The organism is Flavobacterium lindanitolerans (assembly GCF_002846575.1).
GTDB classification, from domain to species: domain Bacteria; phylum Bacteroidota; class Bacteroidia; order Flavobacteriales; family Flavobacteriaceae; genus Flavobacterium; species Flavobacterium lindanitolerans.
Window position 1 is genome coordinate 191,094 of sequence record NZ_PJND01000010.1, and the last position, 21,836, is coordinate 212,929.

General features: G+C 38.3%; 30 protein-coding genes. 5 read left to right on the forward strand and 25 right to left on the reverse strand.

All coding sequences use genetic code 11. The annotated features are described in order from the left end of the window. Window positions 1-10: 10 nt before the first annotated feature. The 24 genes from rplO to rpsL all read right to left on the reverse strand — a co-directional run bounded on the left by rplO (window position 11) and on the right by rpsL (window position 12,561). Window positions 11-466: a 50S ribosomal protein L15 gene (gene rplO, locus B0G92_RS15020; protein WP_056068809.1), complete on the reverse strand. Its 456-nt coding sequence runs from the start codon at window positions 464-466 to the stop codon at window positions 11-13. Between the two features lie 12 nt (window positions 467-478). Beyond that, on the reverse strand, window positions 479-661 hold the full coding sequence (gene rpmD, locus B0G92_RS15025; protein WP_056068811.1) for a 50S ribosomal protein L30: 183 nt from the start codon (window positions 659-661) through the stop codon (window positions 479-481). A gap of 11 nt (window positions 662-672) precedes the next feature. Continuing rightward, window positions 673-1,197 (reverse strand): 30S ribosomal protein S5, encoded by a 525-nt coding sequence (gene rpsE / locus B0G92_RS15030; protein ID WP_056068813.1) that lies wholly within the window; start codon window positions 1,195-1,197, stop codon window positions 673-675. A 6-nt stretch (window positions 1,198-1,203) separates the two neighbouring features. Continuing rightward, entirely contained in the window at window positions 1,204-1,557 is a 354-nt protein-coding gene (rplR, locus tag B0G92_RS15035; protein ID WP_056068815.1) for a 50S ribosomal protein L18, read from the reverse strand. Window positions 1,558-1,569: 12 nt separating this feature from the next. Then, complete coding sequence (gene rplF, locus B0G92_RS15040; protein WP_056068817.1) at window positions 1,570-2,112, reverse strand: 50S ribosomal protein L6; 543 nt, start codon at window positions 2,110-2,112, stop codon at window positions 1,570-1,572. A 19-nt stretch (window positions 2,113-2,131) separates the two neighbouring features. Further along, window positions 2,132-2,530, reverse strand: coding sequence for a 30S ribosomal protein S8 (gene rpsH / locus B0G92_RS15045; protein WP_056068820.1), 399 nt, complete (start codon window positions 2,528-2,530; stop codon window positions 2,132-2,134). Between the two features lie 153 nt (window positions 2,531-2,683). Then, window positions 2,684-2,953: a 30S ribosomal protein S14 gene (rpsN, locus tag B0G92_RS15050; RefSeq protein ID WP_014085011.1), complete on the reverse strand. Its 270-nt coding sequence runs from the start codon at window positions 2,951-2,953 to the stop codon at window positions 2,684-2,686. 3 nt (window positions 2,954-2,956) lie between these two features. Beyond that, complete coding sequence (rplE, locus tag B0G92_RS15055; RefSeq protein WP_056068822.1) at window positions 2,957-3,508, reverse strand: 50S ribosomal protein L5; 552 nt, start codon at window positions 3,506-3,508, stop codon at window positions 2,957-2,959. Between the two features lie 2 nt (window positions 3,509-3,510). Next, the gene (gene rplX / locus B0G92_RS15060; RefSeq protein WP_056068824.1) at window positions 3,511-3,825 is read right to left on the reverse strand and encodes a 50S ribosomal protein L24; all 315 of its coding nucleotides are present in this window, start codon (window positions 3,823-3,825) and stop codon (window positions 3,511-3,513) included. Between the two features lie 11 nt (window positions 3,826-3,836). Next, window positions 3,837-4,205 (reverse strand): 50S ribosomal protein L14, encoded by a 369-nt coding sequence (rplN, locus tag B0G92_RS15065; RefSeq protein ID WP_007803649.1) that lies wholly within the window; start codon window positions 4,203-4,205, stop codon window positions 3,837-3,839. 2 nt (window positions 4,206-4,207) lie between these two features. Next, entirely contained in the window at window positions 4,208-4,465 is a 258-nt protein-coding gene (gene rpsQ / locus B0G92_RS15070) for a 30S ribosomal protein S17 (protein WP_026710306.1), read from the reverse strand. Window positions 4,466-4,482: 17 nt separating this feature from the next. Continuing rightward, window positions 4,483-4,674 (reverse strand): 50S ribosomal protein L29, encoded by a 192-nt coding sequence (rpmC, locus tag B0G92_RS15075; RefSeq protein ID WP_056068826.1) that lies wholly within the window; start codon window positions 4,672-4,674, stop codon window positions 4,483-4,485. Between the two features lie 12 nt (window positions 4,675-4,686). Further along, a complete protein-coding gene (rplP, locus tag B0G92_RS15080) occupies window positions 4,687-5,112 on the reverse strand; it encodes a 50S ribosomal protein L16 (protein WP_056068828.1) in 426 nt (141 codons plus the stop codon). A 19-nt stretch (window positions 5,113-5,131) separates the two neighbouring features. Next, a complete protein-coding gene (gene rpsC / locus B0G92_RS15085; RefSeq protein WP_056068830.1) occupies window positions 5,132-5,878 on the reverse strand; it encodes a 30S ribosomal protein S3 in 747 nt (248 codons plus the stop codon). A 4-nt stretch (window positions 5,879-5,882) separates the two neighbouring features. Then, window positions 5,883-6,293, reverse strand: coding sequence for a 50S ribosomal protein L22 (gene rplV / locus B0G92_RS15090; protein WP_056068831.1), 411 nt, complete (start codon window positions 6,291-6,293; stop codon window positions 5,883-5,885). Between the two features lie 8 nt (window positions 6,294-6,301). Beyond that, on the reverse strand, window positions 6,302-6,580 hold the full coding sequence (rpsS, locus tag B0G92_RS15095; RefSeq protein ID WP_014085019.1) for a 30S ribosomal protein S19: 279 nt from the start codon (window positions 6,578-6,580) through the stop codon (window positions 6,302-6,304). Window positions 6,581-6,586: 6 nt separating this feature from the next. Then, window positions 6,587-7,411, reverse strand: coding sequence for a 50S ribosomal protein L2 (gene rplB, locus B0G92_RS15100; protein WP_056068833.1), 825 nt, complete (start codon window positions 7,409-7,411; stop codon window positions 6,587-6,589). A gap of 16 nt (window positions 7,412-7,427) precedes the next feature. Further along, complete coding sequence (rplW, locus tag B0G92_RS15105) at window positions 7,428-7,718, reverse strand: 50S ribosomal protein L23 (RefSeq protein WP_056068835.1); 291 nt, start codon at window positions 7,716-7,718, stop codon at window positions 7,428-7,430. 6 nt (window positions 7,719-7,724) lie between these two features. Continuing rightward, a complete protein-coding gene (rplD, locus tag B0G92_RS15110; RefSeq protein ID WP_101472849.1) occupies window positions 7,725-8,354 on the reverse strand; it encodes a 50S ribosomal protein L4 in 630 nt (209 codons plus the stop codon). Beyond that, window positions 8,354-8,971 carry a 50S ribosomal protein L3 gene (gene rplC / locus B0G92_RS15115; RefSeq protein ID WP_056068839.1) on the reverse strand — a complete coding sequence of 206 codons (618 nt, stop codon included), beginning with the start codon at window positions 8,969-8,971 and terminating at the stop codon, window positions 8,354-8,356. The genes rplD and rplC overlap by 1 nt, the downstream gene beginning before the upstream one ends. 154 nt (window positions 8,972-9,125) lie before the next feature. Next, on the reverse strand, window positions 9,126-9,431 hold the full coding sequence (rpsJ, locus tag B0G92_RS15120; protein WP_056068841.1) for a 30S ribosomal protein S10: 306 nt from the start codon (window positions 9,429-9,431) through the stop codon (window positions 9,126-9,128). A gap of 12 nt (window positions 9,432-9,443) precedes the next feature. Further along, window positions 9,444-11,600, reverse strand: coding sequence for an elongation factor G (gene fusA / locus B0G92_RS15125; RefSeq protein WP_101472850.1), 2,157 nt, complete (start codon window positions 11,598-11,600; stop codon window positions 9,444-9,446). A gap of 10 nt (window positions 11,601-11,610) precedes the next feature. Beyond that, window positions 11,611-12,087: a 30S ribosomal protein S7 gene (rpsG, locus tag B0G92_RS15130; protein WP_056068845.1), complete on the reverse strand. Its 477-nt coding sequence runs from the start codon at window positions 12,085-12,087 to the stop codon at window positions 11,611-11,613. Window positions 12,088-12,177: 90 nt separating this feature from the next. Beyond that, window positions 12,178-12,561: a 30S ribosomal protein S12 gene (gene rpsL, locus B0G92_RS15135; RefSeq protein WP_007136570.1), complete on the reverse strand. Its 384-nt coding sequence runs from the start codon at window positions 12,559-12,561 to the stop codon at window positions 12,178-12,180. A 324-nt stretch (window positions 12,562-12,885) separates the two neighbouring features. Between rpsL and B0G92_RS15140 the strand changes: the two genes are divergently transcribed. From B0G92_RS15140 to rlmB, 5 genes are all read left to right on the forward strand, one after another. Next, entirely contained in the window at window positions 12,886-14,502 is a 1,617-nt protein-coding gene (locus B0G92_RS15140; protein ID WP_245867900.1) for a BamA/TamA family outer membrane protein, read from the forward strand. 108 nt (window positions 14,503-14,610) lie between these two features. After that, a complete protein-coding gene (locus B0G92_RS15145) occupies window positions 14,611-17,694 on the forward strand; it encodes a SusC/RagA family TonB-linked outer membrane protein (RefSeq protein WP_101472852.1) in 3,084 nt (1,027 codons plus the stop codon). Window positions 17,695-17,705: 11 nt separating this feature from the next. Further along, window positions 17,706-19,181, forward strand: a complete 1,476-nt coding sequence (locus tag B0G92_RS15150) for a SusD/RagB family nutrient-binding outer membrane lipoprotein (RefSeq protein ID WP_056068850.1) — start codon at window positions 17,706-17,708, stop codon at window positions 19,179-19,181. A 14-nt stretch (window positions 19,182-19,195) separates the two neighbouring features. Continuing rightward, window positions 19,196-20,104 (forward strand): DUF4843 domain-containing protein, encoded by a 909-nt coding sequence (locus B0G92_RS15155; RefSeq protein WP_101472853.1) that lies wholly within the window; start codon window positions 19,196-19,198, stop codon window positions 20,102-20,104. Between the two features lie 91 nt (window positions 20,105-20,195). Then, on the forward strand, window positions 20,196-20,930 hold the full coding sequence (rlmB, locus tag B0G92_RS15160) for a 23S rRNA (guanosine(2251)-2'-O)-methyltransferase RlmB (RefSeq protein ID WP_101472854.1): 735 nt from the start codon (window positions 20,196-20,198) through the stop codon (window positions 20,928-20,930). Here rlmB and B0G92_RS15165 read toward each other — a convergent pair. Next, on the reverse strand, window positions 20,927-21,727 hold the full coding sequence (locus B0G92_RS15165) for a rhomboid family intramembrane serine protease (RefSeq protein ID WP_101472905.1): 801 nt from the start codon (window positions 21,725-21,727) through the stop codon (window positions 20,927-20,929). The genes rlmB and B0G92_RS15165 overlap by 4 nt on opposite strands. Between the last annotated feature and the right edge of the window lie 109 nt (window positions 21,728-21,836).

Sequence of the window (21,836 nt, forward strand, 5' to 3'; positions counted from 1 at the left end):
TTATTAAGGATTACAAAGTTACAGCTTCTCCTCCGGCAGCTTCGATAGCAGCTTTTGCAGTAGCAGTAAATTTATGTGCGGTTACCTTTAATTTAGCTTTTAATTCACCTCTACCCAAAATCTTTACGATTTCGTTTTTAGTTGCCAAACGGTTAGCTACGAAAACTGTCATATCAACAGTGTTATCTGTAACAATGCCATTATCAACCAAAGCTTGAAGCGTATCAAGGTTTACACCTTCGTATTCTTTACGATTGATGTTTTTAAAACCAAATTTAGGCACACGTCTTTGAAGTGGCATCTGACCTCCTTCAAAACCAATCTTTTTAGAGTAACCAGAACGAGACTTAGCTCCTTTGTGACCTCTTGCAGAAGTACCACCTTTTCCAGAACCTTCTCCTCTACCTAATCTTTTGTTTTGATTGTGTGTTGAGCCTTCAGCTGGCTGTAAGTTACTTAAATTCATAACTATAATTTGTTATTTAGCTTCTTCAACAGAAACTAAGTGTTTTACTTTGTTTATCATCCCAAGGATAGCAGGATTTGACTCATGCTCCACAACTTGTCCCATTTTACGAAGACCTAAAGCTTCAAGACCTCTTTTTTGAGATAGAGGACAGTTGATTTTGCTTCTAACTTGTTTTACTAATAATTTTGCCATTTTTCCTTGAATTAACCTTTAAAAACTTTCTCCAAAGAAACACCTCTCTGTTTTGCAACAGTATAAGCGCTTCTCATTTGCAATAAAGCATCAAAAGTTGCTTTTACCACGTTATGAGGGTTTGAAGAACCTTGAGATTTTGATAATACGTCGTGAATACCTACTGATTCAAGAACTGAACGAACAGCTCCACCAGCGATAACTCCTGTACCATGAGATGCAGGCATCAAGAATACACGCGCTCCACCAAATTTACCTTTTTGTTCGTGAGGAACAGTTTTGCTGCTCAATGGAATTTTCACAAGATTTTTCTTTGCATCTTCTACTGCTTTAGCAATAGCTTCAGAAACATCTTTAGATTTTCCAAGTCCATGTCCAACTACACCGTTCTCGTCACCTACAACTACAATTGCAGAAAATCCGAAAGCTCTACCACCCTTAGTAACTTTAGTTACACGGTTTACACTCACCAAACGGTCCTTTAATTCAAGTCCACTTGGTTTTACTAACTCTACGTTTTTGTATTTATGATACATAATTTCTTAGAATTTAAGTCCAGCCGCTCTAGCGCCTTCTGCTAATGATTTAATACGACCGTGATATAGATATCCGCCTCTATCGAAGGTAACGGTTTCAATTCCGGCTTTCAACGCTTTTTCAGCTACCAGTTTTCCAACTGCTGCTGCAACTTCTACGTTTGTACCTTTAGTATCTACTTCTTTCTCTCTAGAGGAAGCAGCCAATAAAGTAACACCATTTACATCGTCTATGAGCTGTGCATAGATTTCTTTGTTACTTCTGAATACAGAAAGTCTTGGTTTAGCAGCAGTACCGCTTACGATTTTTCTGATTCTGAATTTAATTCTCTGTCTTCTTTCAGATTTTGTTAATGACATAATCTTTTATTTTTAAGCTGATTTACCTGCTTTTCTTCTTAATACTTCACCAACAAACTTAACTCCTTTTCCTTTGTATGGCTCTGGCTTACGGAAACTTCTGATTTTCGCAGCTACCTGTCCTACAAGTTGTTTATCGAAAGATGTTAATTTTACGATTGGGTTCTTACCTTTTTCAGAAACTGTCTCCAATTTTACTTCAGGAGCAATATCTAAAATGATATTGTGTGAAAATCCTAGAGCCAAATCAAGTTTTTGTCCTTGATTAGAAGCTCTGTAACCTACTCCAACCAATTCCAATTCCTTTGTAAAACCTTCAGATACACCAACAATCATGTTATTGATTAACGCTCTGTACAATCCGTGTTTTGCTCTCTCTTCTTTCTGATCAGATGCTCTTTCAACCTGAACTTGACCATCTTCAACTTTTACAGTAACATTAGAATATTCCTGAGTAAGCTGACCTAATTTTCCTTTTACCGTAATCACACCTTCAGCAACTTCAACAGTTACTCCGGCAGGGATTGCGATTGGGTTTTTTCCTATTCTTGACATCTTAATAAGTCGTTTAAAATTAGTATACGTAACAGATTACCTCTCCACCAATGTTCAATTGCTTAGCTTGTTTTCCAGTCATCAAACCTCTTGATGTTGAAACAATAGCAATACCTAATCCGTTAAGGATTCTTGGAAGTTTAGCAGCACCTGCATATTTACGCAAACCTGGTTTACTAATTCTTTGGATATCTTTGATAACTGGCTCTTTAGTATCTTTATCATACTTCAAAGCAATTTTGATTGAACCCTGTACAGAGTTGTCCTCAAACTTGTAGCTCAAGATATATCCTTGATCAAATAAAATCTTTGTGATTTCTTTTTTAAGATTAGAAGCAGGAATTTCAACGACTTTGTGGTTTGCAGCCACAGCGTTTCTAACTCTTGTCAAATAATCCGCAATAGGATCTGTATACATATAATTAAAATTGCGGTTTTGGTATTCGTCCCGGACTTTCCGGTAGAACCTGAAACCATTAAAACTTACTAATTAATCGACAGATAGTTGCCGGTTCGCGGCAAAAATCCGGCAAACTTACAACTATCTGTCGAGAAAACAAAATTTTTGATTTTACCAGCTGGCTTTTTTAACTCCTGGTATCAATCCTTGGTTAGCCATTTCACGGAAAGTTACACGTGAAATACCGAATTGACGCATATACCCTCTAGGTCTTCCAGTCAATTTGCAACGGTTGTGCAAACGAACAGGAGAAGCATTTTTCGGTAATTTTTGTAGGCCTTCATAATCTCCAGCTTCTAATAAAGCTTTTCTTTTTTCAGCATACTTAGCTACCGTTTTTTCTCTTTTTACCTCACGGGCTTTCATTGATTCTTTAGCCATAACTTAATTCTTTTTAAAAGGTAATCCTAATTCTGCTAATAATGACTTCGCTTCTTTATCTGTTTTTGCAGATGTTACAAAGGTAATATCCATACCAGAGATTTTGTTTACTTTGTCAATATCAATTTCAGGGAAAATGATTTGCTCCAAAACTCCAAGGTTGTAATTTCCTCTTCCATCAAAACCAGTAGCTTTGATTCCGCCGAAGTCTCTTACTCGAGGCAATGAAGATGTAATCAATCTGTCTAAGAATTCATACATTCTTTCGCCACGCAAAGTAACTTTTGCACCAATTGGCATTCCTTTTCTCAATTTGAATGACGCTACGTCTTTTTTAGATATAGTCGCTACTGCTTTTTGACCTGTAATTTTAGTCAACTCATCAACTGCATAATCGATAAGTTTTTTATCAGATACAGCAGCACCAACTCCGCGGCTCAAAACGATTTTTTCCAATTTAGGAACTTGCATTACATTTTTGTAACCAAATTCTTCTTTAAGAGCAGAGATAACTCTGTCCTTATACTCTTGTTTTAGTCTAGGTATATAAGCCATCACTATAATACTTGATTAGATTTTTTTGAAAATCTTACTTTCTTATCTCCTTCTACTTTCACACCTGTTCTTGTAGCCTTTTTAGTCTTAGGATCTATAAGAGCAATGTTTGAGATATGAATTGGAGCTTCTTTCTTAACGATACCACCTTGAGGGTTTTTCGCACTTGGTTTCGTGTGTTTTGAAACCATGTTTACACCTTCAACAATCGCTTTATTTTTTTCACGATCAACACGTAAAACCTTACCTTCAGCACCTTTATGGTCGCCAGCGATAACTTTTACTGTATCTCCTGATTTGATTTTTAGCTTTATCATCTTGTAAATAATTAAAGCACTTCTGGTGCTAATGATACAATCTTCATGAATTGTTTCTCACGAAGTTCTCTTGCTACTGGACCAAAAACACGAGTTCCTCTCATTTCTCCTGCAGCATTCAAAAGAACACATGCATTGTCATCGAAACGGATATAAGAACCATCAGCTCTTCTCACTTCTTTTTTGGTACGTACAACAACTGCAGTTGAAACAGCTCCTTTTTTCACGTTTCCGTTTGGAGTTGCATCTTTGATAGATACTACAATCTTGTCACCAACAGAGGCATACCTTCTTTTGGTACCTCCTAAAACACGGATAGTTAAAACTTCTTTAGCTCCTGTGTTATCTGCTACTTTTAGTCTTGATTCTTGTTGTACCATAATTATTTAGCTCTTTCAATGATTTCAACTAGTCTCCAACATTTTGATTTACTTAAAGGACGCGTTTCGCTGATTCTTACAGTATCTCCAATGTTACAGTCGTTTGTTTCGTCGTGTGCTACATATTTCTTAGTTTTCAACACGAACTTACCGTATAACGGGTGTTTTACTTTTTTTGTTTCAGAAACAACAATAGATTTCTCCATTTTGTTGCTAGTAACAACACCTATTCTCTCTTTTCTTAAATTTCTTTTTTCCATCTTTTAGCAGAATACAATTACTGTAACTCTCTTTTGCTTAACTCTGTAGCGATTCTTGCAACTGATCTTCTCAAACTTCTGATTTGAAGCGGGTTTTCAATTGGAGAAATTGCGTGAGCATTTTTTAGGTCGGCATATGTCTTTCTTAATTGACCAAGTTTTTCTTGCAACTCAGCTACAGACAGATCTTTAATTTCTGATTGTTTCATAATAAAAATTGATTATGCTTCGAAATCTCTAGCTACGACAAACTTAGTTTTAACAGGAAGTTTTTGTGCTGCAAGACGCAAAGCTTCTTTTGCAACTGACAAAGGCACACCACCTACCTCAAACATAATTCTTCCGGGTTTAACAACTGCAGCCCAATATTCAACTGCACCTTTACCTTTACCCATACGTACTTCAAGAGGCTTCTTAGTGATTGGTTTATCTGGAAATATTTTAATCCATAATTGTCCTTCTCTTTTCATGTAACGAGTTGCAGCGATACGTGCAGCTTCGATTTGGCGAGAAGTAAGGAACATTCCAGTTTCATGAACAGATTTAATACCAAACATTCCGTTAGAAAGTTCGTGCCCTCTTTGAGAGTTACCTTTCATTCTACCCTTCTGTACCTTGCGGTATTTTGTTCTTTTAGGCTGTAACATTTTTCTTTAATTTAAAAATTTACTTTCTTTTACGTGGGTTTGATTTGCCTGGTCTGTCAGATTTGCCACGAGGAGCATCTCCGCCTTTACCGCTTCCGGCTTGTTTTTTGTCCATTCCAACCAGTGGAGACAAATCTCTCTTGCCGTAAACCTCACCTTTCATGATCCACACTTTGATTCCCATTCTACCGTAAGTAGTATGAGCTTCAGCAAGTGCATAATCAATGTCAGCTCTGAAAGTTGATAGAGGAATTCTACCTTCTTTGAACATTTCCGAACGTGCCATTTCAGCACCATTCAAACGACCTGAAATCATAACTTTCACACCTTCAGCGTTCATACGCATTGCAGCCGCAATAGCCATTTTAATAGCTCTTCTGTATGAAATACGACTTTCGATTTGACGAGCGATACTTGTAGCCACTAAGTAAGCATCAAGCTCCGGTCTTTTAATTTCAAAGATGTTGATTTGAACCTCTTTGTCAGTAATTTTCTTAAGCTCTTCTTTCAACTTGTCTACCTCTTGGCCACCTTTCCCGATAATGATACCTGGTCTGGCAGTAGTGATAGTAACGGTTACAAGCTTCAAAGTTCTCTCGATGATTACTTTTGATACACTAGCTTTTGATAAACGAGCGTGGATATACTTTCTGATTTTGTGATCTTCGGCAAGTTTGTCACCGTAATCATTTCCACCATACCAGTTTGAATCCCATCCTCTGATGATACCAAGTCTGTTTCCAATTGGATTTGTCTTTTGTCCCATCTTATTAATTGCTTTGTGTGTTATCTAATTGTCCCAACACGATAGTTACGTGGTTAGAACGTTTTCTAATTCTGTGTGCACGACCTTGTGGAGCCGGACGAAGTCTTTTCAACATCATTCCACCATCTACTCTGATCTCTTTAACAATCAAGCCTGCTTCAGCTACATTACCTTCGCTGTTTTTCTGCTCCCAGTTATTGATTGCAGACAACAAAAGTTTTTCTAATTTTCTTGAAGCTTCTTTAGAGCTGAATCTTAAAATATTCAAGGCTCTTTCCACTTTCTGACCTCTTACTAGATCTGCTACTAAGCGCATTTTTCTAGGTGAAGTAGGGCAGTTATTCAATTTTGCGAAGGCAACTTGCTTGTTAGCTTCTTTGATGCCTTCAGCTCTTTCTCTTTTACGAACTCCCATTGCTCTTCTTATTTTTTACCTTTATTTTTTGCTCCAGCGTGACCTCTAAAAGATCTTGTTGGTGAAAATTCTCCTAATTTATGACCTACCATGTTTTCTGTTACGTAAACTGGTACAAACTGACGACCGTTATGAACTGCGATAGTCTGTCCAACAAAATCTGGAGTAATCATAGAAGCTCTAGACCAAGTCTTTACAACTCCTTTATTACCTTTTTCAATATTTTCTTGAACTTTCTTATCTAATTTATAGTGAACAAAAGGTCCTTTTTTTAATGAACGTGCCATATCTTATTATTTCTTTCTACGTTCTACGATATACTTGTTACTCGGATTTTGCTTAGAACGCGTTCTGTAACCTTTAGCAGGCAACCCTTTTCTTGAACGTGGGTGTCCTCCTGAAGAACGTCCTTCTCCACCACCCATTGGGTGATCAACAGGGTTCATCGCAACTGGTCTTGTTCTAGGTCTTCTACCTAACCATCTAGATCTACCTGCTTTACCAGATACTACCAATTGATGGTCAGAATTAGATACTGCTCCAATTGTAGCCGAACAAGTCAACAAGATTAATCTTGTTTCTCCTGAAGGCATTTTAATTGTTGCATATTTTCCATCTCTTGCCATTAATTGAGCGAAAGTTCCTGCTGAACGAGCAATAACAGCTCCCTGACCAGGACGCAACTCAATACAAGAGATAACAGTTCCCAAAGGAATTTTGCTCAAAGGCAATGTATTACCGATTTCTGGAGATGCTTCAGCACCAGAAACTACTTTCTGACCTACCTGCAATCCGTTTTGAGCGATAATATAAGTTTTTGCTCCATCAGCATAAGCTAACAAAGCGATAAAAGCAGTACGGTTTGGATCGTATTCGATTGATTTCACAGTAGCCGGAATTCCGTCTTTTGTTCTTTTGAAATCAATAATACGATAACGCTGCTTGTGACCACCACCCGTATAACGCATGGTCATCTTTCCTTGACTATTTCTACCTCCTGAGTTTTTTATCGGTGCTAACAAAGAGCGCTCCGGCTTATCAGTTGTAATGGCGTCAAAACCATTAACAACTCTAAAACGCTGACCCGGGGTAATAGGTTTTAATTTTCTAACTGACATGTTTCTGCCTTATTTATTAGATATTATTATAAAAATCTATCGTTTCTCCTTCTTGTACTTGAACAATTGCTTTTTTGTAAGCATTTGTCTTTCCGTTGATGATACCACTTTTAGTATATTTAGTAGATCTATCAGCTCTGTAGTTCATCGTGTTTACTTCAACAACAGTAATCCCGTAAGCCGCCTCTATAGCATTCTTAATCTGGATTTTGTTTGCTTTTTTGTCAACGATGAATCCAAAGCGATTGAAAACCTCACCATCTTTGGTAATTTTCTCAGTAATTATAGGTTTAATTATGATACTCATGGCCTATTATTTGCTTAAATTTTCTTGAATTCCTTCCAAAGACCCTTCTAAAAGCACTAAATTGTTTGCATTCAAAATAGCGTAAGTGCTTAATTCTGAACTAGTTACAACGCTAGACGCCTTTAAATTGCGTGAGGACAAATATACATTTTTATTCGACTCTCCCAACACAAATAAAGATTTTTTATTCTCTAACCCTAAAGCTTTCAAAACGTTAATGAAATTTTTAGTGTTTGGCACTTCAAAATTGAAGTCTTCTAATACGATAATATTTGACTCTTTTGCTTTGATTGAGAAAGCAGATTTTCTTGCCAAACGCTTCAAGTTTTTATTCAATTTGAATGAATAACTTCTTGGTCTTGGCCCGAAAACTGTACCTCCACCTTTAAACAAAGGGTTCTTAACGCTACCAGCACGAGCTGTACCGGTTCCTTTTTGCTTTTTAATCTTACGCGTACTTCCGGTTACCTCAGCTCTCTCTTTAGATTTGTGAGTTCCTTGTCTTTGATTAGCAAGATATTGCTTAACATCAAGGTATACCGCGTGATTATTTGGCTCAATTGCGAATACTGAATCAGAAAGAGTAATCGTTCTGCCAGTTTCTTTTCCGTTGATATTTAAAACTTTTACTTCCATTACTTCTGAATGATTACATAAGAGTTATTGTGTCCTGGAACACATCCTTTTACTAAAAGCAGGTTCTTCTCAGCAACCACTTTCAAAACTCTTAAGTTCTGAACAGTTACATTATCAGTTCCCATTCTACCTGCCATACGCATTCCTTTGAATACTCTGGAAGGATAAGAAGAAGCTCCTACAGATCCCGGCGCTCTCAAACGGTTGTGCTGACCATGTGTAGACTGTCCAACCCCACCAAAACCGTGACGCTTAACAACACCCTGGAAACCTTTACCTTTTGATACACCTTGAACATCTACAAATTCGCCTTCTACAAAAAGGTCTACAGTGAGCACATCACCTAATTTGTATTCTTCTTCGAAGTACTTGAACTCAACGACTTTTTTCTTAGCTACAGTTCCCGCTTTTTTAAAGTGACCTAGATCAGCTTTTGTGGAATGTTTCTCATTTTTGTCATCGAAACCAAGTTGCAACGCTTCATACCCGTCAACCGCATTGGTTCTGACTTGGGTAACAACACATGGTCCAGCTTCGATTACAGTACAAGGAATATTTTTCCCGTTTTCATCGAAAATACTGGTCATGCCGATTTTTCTACCAATTAACCCAGACATAAAATATTAATTATTAATTATTAAAATACAAAACAATAGAACACATTATTTAAACGAATCCTATTTTTTGGAGGCGCAAAAGTATAACTATTTTGCGATTTATCCTAAAAATATTTTTTCGCCTAAATAATGTGTTGTTTTCTTAATGAGATACTTATACTTTGATCTCTACTTCAACTCCACTTGGAAGCTCCAATTTCATTAGAGCATCGATAGTTTTTGATGAAGAAGAATAAATGTCTAACAATCTTTTGTATGACATTACTTCAAATTGCTCTCTAGATTTTTTGTTAACGTGCGGAGAACGCAACACAGTAAAAATCTTTTTGTGAGTTGGCAACGGAATTGGTCCTGTTACCACTGCACCTGTACTTTTTACAGTTTTTACAATCTTCTCAGCAGATTTGTCTACCAAATTGTGATCGTAAGACTTTAGTTTTATTCTGATTTTTTGACTCATTTTTCTTTAGAATTAAGCGTTACCTTTTGCTTTTTTGATTACCGCTTCTGAAATGTTAGAAGGCGTTTCAGCATAGTGAGAGAACTCCATTGTAGAAGTAGCTCTACCTGATGACAATGTTCTCAATGTTGTAACATAACCGAACATTTCTGATAATGGCACATCAGCCTTGATAGTCTTAGCACCATTTCTGTCACCCATGTCATTAACCTGACCTCTACGACGGTTCAAGTCACCTACGATATCACCCATGTTTTCTTCCGGAGTGATAACTTCGATTTTCATGATTGGCTCAAGGATAACAGCACCAGCAGCTTTTCCAGACTCTTTGTATCCTAATTTCGCAGCTAACTCGAAAGAAAGCGCATCAGAATCCACAGGGTGGAAAGATCCGTCCAACAAAGTAACTTTAAGGCTATCTACTGCATAACCAGCCAAAGGCCCTTGTTTCATTGCTTCTCTGAAACCTTTTTCTACTGCAGGGATATATTCTTTAGGAACGTTACCACCTTTAACTTCATTAACGAACTGTAATCCAACAGGAACTTTTCCGTCAACTTCGTCAGCTGGTTCGATTCTAAATACGATATCACCAAATTTACCACGACCTCCTGATTGCTTCTTGTAAACCTCTCTGTGTTGAGCCGGTCTGGTGAATGCTTCTTTGTACTCTACCTGAGGCTCACCCTGGTTAACTTCCACTTTGAACTCACGTTTCATACGGTCGATAAGGATATCCAGGTGAAGCTCACCCATACCAGAAATAATTGTCTGACCTGAAGCCTCATCTGTTCTAACTGTAAACGTTGGATCTTCTTCAGCCAATTTAGCCAAAGCCATACCCATCTTGTCTACGTCAGCCTTAGTTTTAGGCTCAATAGCGATACCAATTACCGGATCAGGGAATTTCATAGATTCAAGGATGATTGGGTGTTTTTCATCACACAATGTATCTCCTGTTTTGATATCTTTAAATCCTACAGCAGCTCCAATATCTCCAGCCTCGATAAATTCGATTGGGTTTTGCTTGTTAGCGTGCATCTGGTAGATACGGGAAATTCTCTCTTTGTTTCCTGAACGAGTGTTCAAAACATAAGAACCAGCATCAAGACGTCCGGAGTAAGCACGGAAGAATGCCAAACGACCTACGAATGGGTCTGTAGCAATCTTAAATGCTAAAGCTGCAAACGGCTCTTTTACATCTGGCTTACGCATAATTTTTGTTTGGTCTTCTTCCAACAAATCTGCATCATCAGGATGAATTCCTTCAATACCCTCTTTGTCTAGCGGAGAAGGCAAATATTTACATACAGCATCCAACATGAACTGAACTCCTTTGTTTTTGAAAGAAGAACCACAGATCATAGGAATGATAGCCATATCAATTGTAGCAGCACGTAATGCCTTGTTGATTTCTTCTTCTGTGATAGAGTTTTCGTCCTCCATATATTTGTCAAGAAGATTTTCATCATACTCAGCCACGGCCTCGATTAAAGTAGAACGGTATTGTTTTACTTCGTCTACCATATCAGCAGGGATATCAACGATATCAAAAGTAGCTCCCTGAGTTTCATCATGCCATATGATAGCCTGATTTTTCACCAAGTCAACCACTCCTTTGAAATCCGCCTCATCACCAATTGGCAATGTAATAGCAACAGCGTTAGATTTCAACATATCTCTAACCTGTTGGCATACGTTCAAGAAGTTAGAACCTTGACGGTCCATTTTGTTAACGAATCCCATACGTGGAACTCTATATTGGTCAGCAAGTCTCCAGTTAGTTTCAGACTGAGGCTCAACACCATCAACTGCACTAAACAAGAAAACCAATCCATCCAATACTCTTAAAGAACGGTTTACCTCAACGGTAAAGTCAACGTGCCCAGGAGTATCGATGATGTTAAAGTGGTAAGGCTTACTTTCCGGAAGAAGCTTTCCTTGTACAGTTGGAAAGTTCCACTCACAAGTTGTAGCAGCCGAAGTAATCGTGATACCTCTTTCCTGCTCCTGTGCCATCCAGTCCATTGTTGCAGCACCATCGTGCACCTCACCAATTTTATGTGATTTTCCAGTATAAAAAAGAATACGCTCCGTTGTTGTTGTCTTACCAGCATCAATGTGAGCAGCAATTCCGATATTTCTTGTATATTTTAAATCTCTAGCCATTTCTTAAGGATTAAAATCTAAAGTGAGAGAATGCTTTGTTTGCTTCAGCCATCTTGTGAGTATCCATTCTCTTCTTAACAGCAGCACCTTCTTCTTTAGCAGCAGCTAAAACTTCAGAAGCTAGTTTTTGAGCCATAGATTTCTCGTTTCTTCTACGAGCATAAAGTATCATCCACTTCATTGCCATAGAGATTTTACGGTCTGGTCTGATTTGCATCGGGATTTGGAATGTAGCACCACCAACTCTACGGCTACGTACTTCTACGTGAGGCATAACGTTAGTTAAAGCATCTTTCCAGATTTCCAATGAAGATTTTTCTGCATCTTGTTTCTTGTTTTCTACGATATCCAATGCATCATAGAATACTTTGAAAGCAGTTGATTTTTTACCGTCCCACATTAAGTTGTTCACAAAACGCGTCACTAACTGATCGTTAAATTTTGGATCTGGTAAAAGAGGTCTTTTTTTGGCCTGTCTTTTTCTCATGTCTTGAATTTTAGTCTAAAGTCTAAAGTTTAAAGTCGCAAAGAATATTTCTTTCAACCTTCCGCCTTCGACATCGGACTGATTAAAAAATTACTTTTTTGCTTCTTTTGGGCGTTTTGCACCATACTTAGATCTTCTTTGCGTTCTTCCGGCAACACCTGACGTATCAAGCGCACCACGAACGATGTGGTATCTAACTCCTGGTAAATCTTTTACCCTTCCACCCCTAACTAATACTATCGAGTGCTCTTGTAGATTGTGTCCTTCTCCTGGGATGTAAGCATTCACTTCATTACCATTTGTCAAACGTACACGCGCAACTTTACGCATTGCAGAGTTTGGTTTTTTTGGTGTAGTAGTGTAAACACGCGTACAAACCCCTCTTCTTTGAGGACAAGAATCTAAAGCAACCGATTTACTCTTCTTAGTTATCTGGGTTCTTCCAGTTCTTACTAATTGTTGAATTGTTGGCATAATTAATACTAATATATATTATGATTTAATTTCCCGCTTTTTACGGGGTTGCAAATGTAGTAATTATTTTTTTTTAAACAAACGTTAATTCATTAATTTTCAAACAGATTAACCTAGATTTAATTTTTGTATATTATTCGTTGCTTTTTTGCGTTACTTTTACCGTGGTCTGATAACAGTTCTAAAAGCCTTATTTCCTATTCTTATAAATCCTGAGAAATTCAGGAATAAAACCGAAGATCCAGTGTCGTTGCTTTTAACAATTATAATATTTTGAACCGATTTTTTTTTCTTTTATTCTGTATTTTATTCAGCTTAAATTCTTTGGGCCAGAAACTTCATTTAAAAATCACATCGGATTCGCAAAGCGATTTGAAAACGATTGACTCCATTGGCTATTCCAAAAAACACAGCAATGCCAAAAGTATCGTAGAGGAAGCCAATAGCCTTTCGGAAAAACTAAAACGTTTCGGTTTTCTTGAAAACGAAATTCAGGAAAATAAAAAACAGGATGACAGCACTTTTTTATTCAAATTTCGCCTGGGGCAGAGAACCCGTTTTATACATATTTATTTAGGCAAGGATTCTGAACTACGGAAATTAGGAATCGTAGAAAGCCCCGGAGATACGCTAAAACTCCCTTTGGGGGAAACGGAAAGTTTTCTGAACACTACACTAAATTCCCTGGAACGAAAAGGCTACTCTTTAGCCAGGCTTCAGCTTATTAATCTAAAAAAACAGAAAAACATCCTACTTGCCGACTTGAATCTCCAAACCGAAAAGCAACGACAGGTAAATGATATTGTAATTAACGGCTATGAAAAATTTCCTGAAGGACATAAAAAAGAAATCAGGCGCCGTTACCGCAACAAAGTTTTTAACCAACAAAATCTCAAAAACATACACGAAGATTTTAACCAATTTCAATTTGTAACCCAAACCAAATATCCTGAAATCCTTTTTATGAACGACACCACCAAGGTGTATGTCTATCTGGAAAAATCAAAACCCAATCGTTTTGACGGATTCATAGGTTTCGGAAATGACGATAAAGGCGACTTAAAAATCAATGGCTATCTTGACCTGTTATTGGTCAACTCGCTAAACGTAGGCGAACGATTTAATCTGTACTGGAAAAGCGACGGCAACGACCAAAAGACTTTTAACGCCAATATCGAACTCCCTTATATTTTCAGAAGCCCCTTGGGAATCAAGGCTCAGCTAAACATTTTTAAACAGGACAGTACGTTTCAAAATACGCAGACCGCTATCGATCTCGGATATTACTTTAATTACAACACAAGATTATATGTAGGATATCAATCCACAGAATCAAATGACATCCAGAACCTCAACAGTTCGACTTTGAAAGATTTTGACAATGCTTTCATCACCTCTAATTTTGAGTATACGCGATTCAAAAACGATGATTTTTTATTTCCGGACAAAACATTACTCAATATTAAGGCTGGCGTAGGAAATAGAAATTCCGAAGCTTCAAAGAACAGCCAGTTCTTTACCAATGTAGACCTCAGGCACAATCTTTATTTAAACGACAAGAACATTATAGCACTCCGGAGCCAGAACTTCCTGCTGCAGAGCGACAGCTATATCACCAACGAGCTTTTCCGATTTGGCGGGATAAATTCCATCCGGGGTTTTAATGAAAACAGTCTTCAGGCCAATCTTTATTCTTCTATACTTACGGAATACAGATATGTTTTGGCACCGACAATCTATATCCATTCCATCATTGATTTCGGATATTATCAGGACAAGACTACAGATAACGACGGAAATCTTCTTGGTCTGGGATTCGGATTTGGATTGCTGACCAAAAACGGACTTTTTAATATTGTATATGCTAATGGCAGTACTGGCAACCAGCAAATAAAACTTTCTAACTCAATTGTTCACATTAGCTTTAAGGCCAAATTTTAACATTCAGCATACATATATTACAATATAATAAAAACAAAATTAAAAAAACTATAGGTTTGTTAAGAAATATTTAAGAAATTTGGATTAACTAATTCAAACCTATATCTAATGAAAACAAAGTTAAACGGCTTGTTAACGCTTGTCCTGGCGTTAATAATGCAGATTTCTTTTGCACAGGAAAGGACAATTTCTGGTACAGTAAGTGACCAAAGCGGACTGCCCCTTCCCGGGGTAAGCGTAACCATCAAAGGAACAACAATGGGTACTCAAACCGATTTTGATGGTAAATTTCAAATAAAAGCTTCACCTCCCGACATTTTAGTTTTCAGTTTCATCGGCATGACCACAAAAGAAGTTATGGCTACAGCTAACGATTTCAACATTGTGATGGAAGACGATGCAACCCAACTTGAAACTGTCGTGGTAACGGCTCTTGGAATAAAAAGAAACCCAAAAGAACTGAGCTATTCCACTCAAGTCGTAAAGTCTGACGAATTAAATCAGGCCAAGGCCGTAAATGCAGCCACAGCGTTAGTTGGAAAAGTGTCCGGTTTACAAATTAATACCATAAACAGCGGGGTCAATCCACAGACCAGGGTTGTATTAAGAGGTGCCAGATCCATTTCAGGAAACAACGAAGCACTGATTGTTATTGATGGTGTACCTTCTGCACTTAGCACTTTGAGTGAATTGAACCCGAACGACATCGAAAGCACCACTATACTAAAAGGTGCTAATGCTGCGGCATTATATGGTTCTGCAGGTTCAAATGGAGCAATCATGATAACTACCAAAAAAGGACGAAATGGTAAAATGACTTTGCAATACAACTCGACTATAACTTTTGAACAGGTTCAGTTCATCCCGGACAGGCAGACAAGATTTGGTCAAGGCTGGGCAGGAGAACTTGACCCGGTTGAAAACACTAACTGGGGAGCGCCATTAGATGGCTCATTAGTTCAGGTTGGACCGGAATTGCCGGATGGATCTATCAGAGAATTTAGCTATGTAGCCCGAAAAAACAATATCAAGGACTTTTTTAATGTTGGAACTACAAAACAAAATGGCTTTTCTATCTCACAAGGCGATGAAAATGGTAATTTATTCTTCTCTGCTCAAGATGTAAAAACAGAAGGGATTATTCCTGGTGATCTTTACCACAAAAACACCTTCCGTTTAAATACAAGCAAAAATTCCGGAAATTGGTCGGTTACAGGAAATGTTTCCTATTTTACCGATAAAACAGATATCGCAGGAAGCCTTACCGGATCTGATGATGAAAGCAGCTTTTTTACAGATACAGAAAGTGGCCGAAGCCTTTACAGCCAACTTTTGCAAACTCCTATCAACATTCCTTTAGAAGTATACTCTCAGGGAGATTTACAGGATTACTTTACAAACTATGCTTATAACCCTTATTGGATTCTGAAAAATTCACGACGTATTTCTTCTACAGAGCGTTTTCAGGGATCGGTTGATTTAGGTTATAAGATAAACGATTGGTTCAATGTTTTATACCGCGGTGGGGTAAGTATGTTGAGTTCTGATTTCAAACACACCAATAACGGCCATGTTTTCACAGATGGCAGTGGCAGGGAAGATTTAAACCAGGGTGTTTCTGACGGTTCCAATTTTGAGAGAAGAATTAACAGCGACCTGATGCTTAACTTTGATTTCAACCTGACTAAAGATATTACAGCCAAAATCATTTTGGGGAACAATATCAGGGATATCCGAACAAAAGAAATCGGAATACGCGGTGACAATTTAGTTGTTGAGGGATTATATAATGTTTCTTTAAGAACAGGTGAACTTCGCGGTGTTGAATTCAATTCCCGTTTGAGAAGCATCGGTCTATACGGAAGCGCCGAACTGGGCTTCAAGGACTTTTTATTCCTTAATGTTACCGGAAGAAATGACTGGTCGTCTGCTTTAATCAAAGAAAACAACTCCTACTTCTACCCTAGTTATGGTATTTCATTCATTCCTACATCAGCTTTCCCTGAACTAAAAGGAAAGGTTTTGAATTTTGCAAAGTTAACCGCAAGTTATACCAAAGTAGGAAACTCTACTTCCGCTTATGCGAACCAAAACACCTATGTCCGCTCTGTAGGTTTCCCTTATGGCGATTTGACATCTTTTAATTTGAGCAGTACAGTTGCTTTGGCAGGATTAAAGCCGGAGTTTACCACATCAAAAGAATTTGGTTTAAATCTTGAATTTTTCAACAAAAGAATCTGGCTGGATGCGAGTTATTATATTTCAAACTCTACTGACCAGATTATTAATGCAGCAGCATCTTCATCATCTGGTGCTACAAGGGCTTTGCTAAATGCGGGGGAATTACAGACCAAAGGACTTGAATTAGACCTGGGCTTTGTGCCAATCCAGACCGAAGATTTCAGCTGGGATTTCAGAGTGAGCTATAGCGCCCCAAAAACTGAAGTAAAAAGCTTACTGCCTGGTGTTAACGAACTTTCTTTAGGTGGTTTCTCTACTGCCGGAGTTTATGCTGTTGTAGGACAGGAATATCCTATTATTAAAGGAACAGCTTATGAAAGAGACGATCAGGGCAGAGTAATTATCGACCAGGCAACAGGAAACCCAATCCAATCATCAGCTTTGAAAAATCTGGGAAAAACAACTCCTGATTACATCGTTGGCCTTTCAACCAACTTTAATTATAAAGGATTCAGACTTTCTGCTGTTTTTGATTACAGAACAGGACACGTATTTTATAATGAAATAGGTCAAATGCTTGATTTCACAGGTTCGTCAGTACAAAGTGCACAGACAGGAAGGTTACCATTCGTATTCCCTAACTCTTCTTACCAAACAGCGCCGGGAGTATATACTGCCAATACAAGCATTCCAACTTCCAGCGGAGGACAACCTTTTTGGGATTCGGTTTACAGCAACATTGCAGAAAACTATGTGATTGATGCAACAGCTTTCAAATGCCGCGAAATAGCACTTAGCTATTCATTCCCTAAAAAAGTATTAGACAACTCTCCTTTTGAAGGCATTACCATTGGAGCAAACGCACGCAACGTATTCATGATTTTGCCTAAGGCAAACCGATATACAGATCCTGAATTTGGATTTACTACAGGAAATGCTGTTGGGGTAGGAACCGTAAATGAAGTTCCTCCAACCAGAAGCTACGGTTTCAATGTTACATTAACTTTCTAATTCAAGAAATGATGAAAAATATATTCAAAAAAAGCTCCTTATTAATTGCCTCTTTTTTCTTGCTATTTTCCTGCAGCGATTATTTGGACATCAATGAAGATCCAAACAACCCCACTAATGTGAAGCCGGAATTACTTCTGGCAAGCGCTCAAAATTCAGGAGCAAGAAAACTCAATGTAAGAATGAACCATGTGGGTAACTTTATGGTTTACAACTGGTCAAATAACATTGAAGAATTTATTGCCTATCAGGATGAGATGCAATATATCGTAAACAGTACATTCTATGATGACACCTGGGATGACCTGTATTTGACATTGGCTAACTTTCATAAGATTGAAAAGACATCTTTAGAAAACTACGAAAATTATCAGGCAATCGCCAAAATAATGAAAGCTTTCTATTTCCAGTATCTAGTAGATTTATATGGAGATATTCCTTATACTGAAGCACTGCAACGTGATTTGGAACTGACGCCTGCCTATGATGACGCAGAAGCTGTTTATGATGATTTAATTGTGCAATTAGATGCAGCAATCGAACTTATCAAAAACGCACCTTCTTCGGCATTGGATCCTGCCAACAATGATATCATGCTTCACGGAGACATGGATGAATGGATAAAATTTGCCAACACCGTAAAGATGAGAATCCTTATCCGTCAATCCGGAATGCCTTCGAAACAGGCCTATATTGCAGATAAGTTCCAGGACATTATTGATGAAGGAAGTGGTTTCATAACTGAAAACGTAACCAACAATCCTGGCTACATTACGAGTACCGGAAAAATGAATCCGTTTTTTGAAACTTATGGAACAACATTATCTGGAAGTCCAACGAGTGACAATAGAGCAGTAAAAGGTACGCAATATACTATTGACTATCTTAACAGCACAAATGACACCAGACTTGAAAAAATCTATGCCCCAATTCCTGGCGGAGGTTTTGCCGGAATAAACCAGGGTGCTCCAGACGAGCAAGGAACAGTGGTTGTGCCATACTCAGGATTAGGAAATGGAGTACTTAAAAACTTTACCCAGGATGCTTATATTTTAACAGCCGCAGAAAGCTATTTCCTTCAGGCTGAAGCAGTAGCAAGAGGCTATATTGCCGGAAGTGCTCAAAATCTTTATGAATCAGGAATCGAGGCCTCATATGAAACTTTAGGGCTTACAGCTGCTCAGGCAAACACTTATTATTCACAAGCTACCAATCTTGTGGGATGGAATGCTTCTGCAGGAAATGAAATTGAAGCCATCATAACACAAAAATGGATTGCCTTAAACAGTATTAACGGTATCGAATCCTGGATTGAATACACCAGAACCGGATTCCCATCAGGCATTCCTTTATCATTAATTGCAAGCAGACCACAACGTCCAATTAGATTAATGTATCCTAACTCAGAATATGTGGCCAACTCTGCAAATGTTCCTAACCAGACAACGGATGACGCTTTTACATCACCTATTTTTTGGGATAACTAATTAAAATGTGAAACATGAAAAAAAATAAATTCAAATTCGCAGCTATTGCGATCATATTGGCCCTGTTCTCATCTTGTCTTGTAGATGATGATGTGACAGATTTTGGTGCCGGGACGAACCTTGTTGACTTTCCGTCTGGCTCTATTGACGGAACATTTGATATTGGAATGGACGAAGCAGAATTTCAGGTTCCTGCCCGTTTAGTAGGTGGTAACGGCTCTGCGGCTCCATCAGACATTGTAGTTACGTATGAAGTAGATCCCACCAAGACAACAGCTGTTGAAGGCACAAACTTTGTCATTTTAAACAACGGGACATTTACATTCCCGGCAGGAGAAACTCAGACCACATTCCCAATCAAGATACTCTCATCTTCTCTAGACCCTGAATTACCGGTTCCATTGACTATTGCACTGAAACTGACTGCTGCTACAGGAAGTTTCCCGGTAGGAGTTTCTACAAAAGAATCTACAGGCACTATCATAATCAACCTGAAACCATTGTGCCCAATTACAGATGATCTGTCAGGAACACATACTTATACTCAGACATCTATGCAATATGGTGACGGAGAAGGAACAGGTACAGGAACGGGAATTGCGGGTACTATTAGCGGTACAGTAACATGGACTGAAACCGAACCAGGAAAATACAGTCTTGATGATGCCTCATTCGGATTGTATGGAGCTATTTACGACGACGACCCTGCTGTTGGACCTAATGGCGCCTTTTTAACATGGGTATGCCGCGAATTTCTTTTTAGCGGTTCGGATCAGTATTCTGATACTTTCACCTATAACATTGTCAGTGTTACAGGACCTGTTATGGTCTTTACCTGGAGAAATACATGGGGTGATGGCGGTACCGTTACCTTAACCCGTGAAGGCGGCGTTGATTGGCCGGATATCTTCCAGACCAACTAATTAATCAAAACAAGTATAAAACAAAGGCCGGCAGAATCGAATTCGCCGGCCTTATTTTATTTCTTTACAACTTTATCCTATCTTTGCCACCATGGAAAAAGGACATCAAATTTTTGGAATCAGAGCTATCATAGAAGCTATTCAGGCAGGAAAAGAAATAGACAAAGTATTTATACAGAAAGACGCTCAGGGTGAACTGATGAAAGACTTGATGAAAGTCATGAAACGTGCCGGAGTAAATTTTTCTTATGTGCCTGTAGAAAAACTAAACAAGCTAACTCCAAATAACCATCAAGGTGCTGTTGCCACTATTGCACCGGTTTCTTTCCACAATCTTGAAACGCTTATAGAAACTGTGATGGAAAGCGGAAAGACTCCCCTTTTCCTTATTTTGGACCAGATTTCCGATGCCCGAAATTTTGGGGCTATTATCCGTACTGCAGAGTGTACCGGAGTCGATGGAATCATCATTCAAAAACAGGGTGCCGCTCCCGTTAACGGAGATACCGTAAAAACATCGGCAGGTGCTGTTTTTAATGTTCCAATCTGTAAAGTAGAACACATCAAAGATGCTATTTTCCATCTTCAGGGATCAGGCATAAAAACTATCGCTGCTACAGAAAAAACGGATCAGAACATTTATGACTTGTCACTAAACGAACCTATAGCCATTGTCATGGGTTCTGAAGACCGCGGGGTGAATCCTTCCGTTTTGAAAATTGTAGATGAAAAGGCCAAGTTGCCAATGTTTGGAACTATTGCTTCCCTGAACGTATCGGTTGCCTGCGGCGCTTTCCTTTATGAAACAGTAAGACAGAGAAGTTAGGTATTCTCTTCTGCCCCATCTTCATTATTTTCCGGATTACCTTCTGAATTATCACGGACAATTGTATAAAAGACATTATAATTGGATCTGAAGAAATCCTCATTGCCTGTTTCATCATCAACATCAGGTTTTGGAAGATTTTGGAAATTGCCGTTTTCATCAAAATGCCTCATAAACATATCTTCTTCCGGATTAAAGTCCGGCCGTTCCCAGTCATATACAATCGGTTTCTGATATTCCGGAGTTTTAATGACCAATGAGAAAACATATCCTGTTATGAGTCCAGACAAATGGCCTTCCCAGGAAATTCCCTGTTGAACGTTTGGAAAAATATACCACACCATACCTCCATACAGCAGTATAATTGTTAGGGATAAGGCAACAAGCCTGTAATATCGGGTTTGTATTCCTTTAAAAAAGATAAAGCTGACCAAAACATAAATCAAACCGCTGGCGCCAATATGATAGGATTCCCGACCGATAACCCATGTCAAAAAACCAGAGAGCAATATTCCATATCCAAGCACTGCCAGAGTCTGGTTTCTATAAAAGAAACGCATTGCTGCTATTAAAAGAAACAGCGGAATCGAATTATTATAAAGATGCTGGATATCGCCATGAAGAAACGGACTGAATAAAACTCCCCTCAATCCGGAAAAAGTTCGCGGGTAAATTCCAAATTCTGTAAGATTGAGTTTAAAACGTACTTCTGCCCAAAAAATAATCCACAAAAGAACTACGGAAAATAATGGCCAGGCCAAAACCGAAGGTGAGAATCGTAAATTTTTATCATCCATTGCTTTCAGGATTTTTTTTACCAAAAACTGTCAAAAACTTATCCACTTTTATTTTCGTGCTATTTTGTCAGCATTTGAAATCAGGCAAACTGTTTTACCTCACATAAGA

What these genes read in the sequence shown, in the direction of transcription:
- rplO (WP_056068809.1), bottom strand. Translation starts at nt 466, where the DNA reads ATGAATTTAAGTAACTTACAGCCAGCTGAAGGCTCAACACACAATCAA.
- rpmD (WP_056068811.1), bottom strand. Translation starts at nt 661, where the DNA reads ATGGCAAAATTATTAGTAAAACAAGTTAGAAGCAAAATCAACTGTCCT.
- rpsE (WP_056068813.1), bottom strand. Translation starts at nt 1,197, where the DNA reads ATGTATCATAAATACAAAAACGTAGAGTTAGTAAAACCAAGTGGACTT.
- rplR (WP_056068815.1), bottom strand. Translation starts at nt 1,557, where the DNA reads ATGTCATTAACAAAATCTGAAAGAAGACAGAGAATTAAATTCAGAATC.
- rplF (WP_056068817.1), bottom strand. Translation starts at nt 2,112, where the DNA reads ATGTCAAGAATAGGAAAAAACCCAATCGCAATCCCTGCCGGAGTAACT.
- rpsH (WP_056068820.1), bottom strand. Translation starts at nt 2,530, where the DNA reads ATGTATACAGATCCTATTGCGGATTATTTGACAAGAGTTAGAAACGCT.
- rpsN (WP_014085011.1), bottom strand. Translation starts at nt 2,953, where the DNA reads ATGGCTAAAGAATCAATGAAAGCCCGTGAGGTAAAAAGAGAAAAAACG.
- rplE (WP_056068822.1), bottom strand. Translation starts at nt 3,508, where the DNA reads ATGGCTTATATACCTAGACTAAAACAAGAGTATAAGGACAGAGTTATC.
- rplX (WP_056068824.1), bottom strand. Translation starts at nt 3,825, where the DNA reads ATGATAAAGCTAAAAATCAAATCAGGAGATACAGTAAAAGTTATCGCT.
- rplN (WP_007803649.1), bottom strand. Translation starts at nt 4,205, where the DNA reads ATGGTACAACAAGAATCAAGACTAAAAGTAGCAGATAACACAGGAGCT.
- rpsQ (WP_026710306.1), bottom strand. Translation starts at nt 4,465, where the DNA reads ATGGAAAAAAGAAATTTAAGAAAAGAGAGAATAGGTGTTGTTACTAGC.
- rpmC (WP_056068826.1), bottom strand. Translation starts at nt 4,674, where the DNA reads ATGAAACAATCAGAAATTAAAGATCTGTCTGTAGCTGAGTTGCAAGAA.
- rplP (WP_056068828.1), bottom strand. Translation starts at nt 5,112, where the DNA reads ATGTTACAGCCTAAAAGAACAAAATACCGCAAGGTACAGAAGGGTAGA.
- rpsC (WP_056068830.1), bottom strand. Translation starts at nt 5,878, where the DNA reads ATGGGACAAAAGACAAATCCAATTGGAAACAGACTTGGTATCATCAGA.
- rplV (WP_056068831.1), bottom strand. Translation starts at nt 6,293, where the DNA reads ATGGGAGTTCGTAAAAGAGAAAGAGCTGAAGGCATCAAAGAAGCTAAC.
- rpsS (WP_014085019.1), bottom strand. Translation starts at nt 6,580, where the DNA reads ATGGCACGTTCATTAAAAAAAGGACCTTTTGTTCACTATAAATTAGAT.
- rplB (WP_056068833.1), bottom strand. Translation starts at nt 7,411, where the DNA reads ATGTCAGTTAGAAAATTAAAACCTATTACCCCGGGTCAGCGTTTTAGA.
- rplW (WP_056068835.1), bottom strand. Translation starts at nt 7,718, where the DNA reads ATGAGTATCATAATTAAACCTATAATTACTGAGAAAATTACCAAAGAT.
- rplD (WP_101472849.1), bottom strand. Translation starts at nt 8,354, where the DNA reads ATGGAAGTAAAAGTTTTAAATATCAACGGAAAAGAAACTGGCAGAACG.
- rplC (WP_056068839.1), bottom strand. Translation starts at nt 8,971, where the DNA reads ATGTCTGGGTTAATTGGTAGAAAAATCGGCATGACCAGTATTTTCGAT.
- rpsJ (WP_056068841.1), bottom strand. Translation starts at nt 9,431, where the DNA reads ATGAGTCAAAAAATCAGAATAAAACTAAAGTCTTACGATCACAATTTG.
- fusA (WP_101472850.1), bottom strand. Translation starts at nt 11,600, where the DNA reads ATGGCTAGAGATTTAAAATATACAAGAAATATCGGAATTGCTGCTCAC.
- rpsG (WP_056068845.1), bottom strand. Translation starts at nt 12,087, where the DNA reads ATGAGAAAAAGACAGGCCAAAAAAAGACCTCTTTTACCAGATCCAAAA.
- rpsL (WP_007136570.1), bottom strand. Translation starts at nt 12,561, where the DNA reads ATGCCAACAATTCAACAATTAGTAAGAACTGGAAGAACCCAGATAACT.
- B0G92_RS15145 (WP_101472852.1), top strand. Translation starts at nt 14,611, where the DNA reads ATGAAAACAAAGTTAAACGGCTTGTTAACGCTTGTCCTGGCGTTAATA.
- B0G92_RS15150 (WP_056068850.1), top strand. Translation starts at nt 17,706, where the DNA reads ATGAAAAATATATTCAAAAAAAGCTCCTTATTAATTGCCTCTTTTTTC.
- B0G92_RS15155 (WP_101472853.1), top strand. Translation starts at nt 19,196, where the DNA reads ATGAAAAAAAATAAATTCAAATTCGCAGCTATTGCGATCATATTGGCC.
- rlmB (WP_101472854.1), top strand. Translation starts at nt 20,196, where the DNA reads ATGGAAAAAGGACATCAAATTTTTGGAATCAGAGCTATCATAGAAGCT.
- B0G92_RS15165 (WP_101472905.1), bottom strand. Translation starts at nt 21,727, where the DNA reads ATGGATGATAAAAATTTACGATTCTCACCTTCGGTTTTGGCCTGGCCA.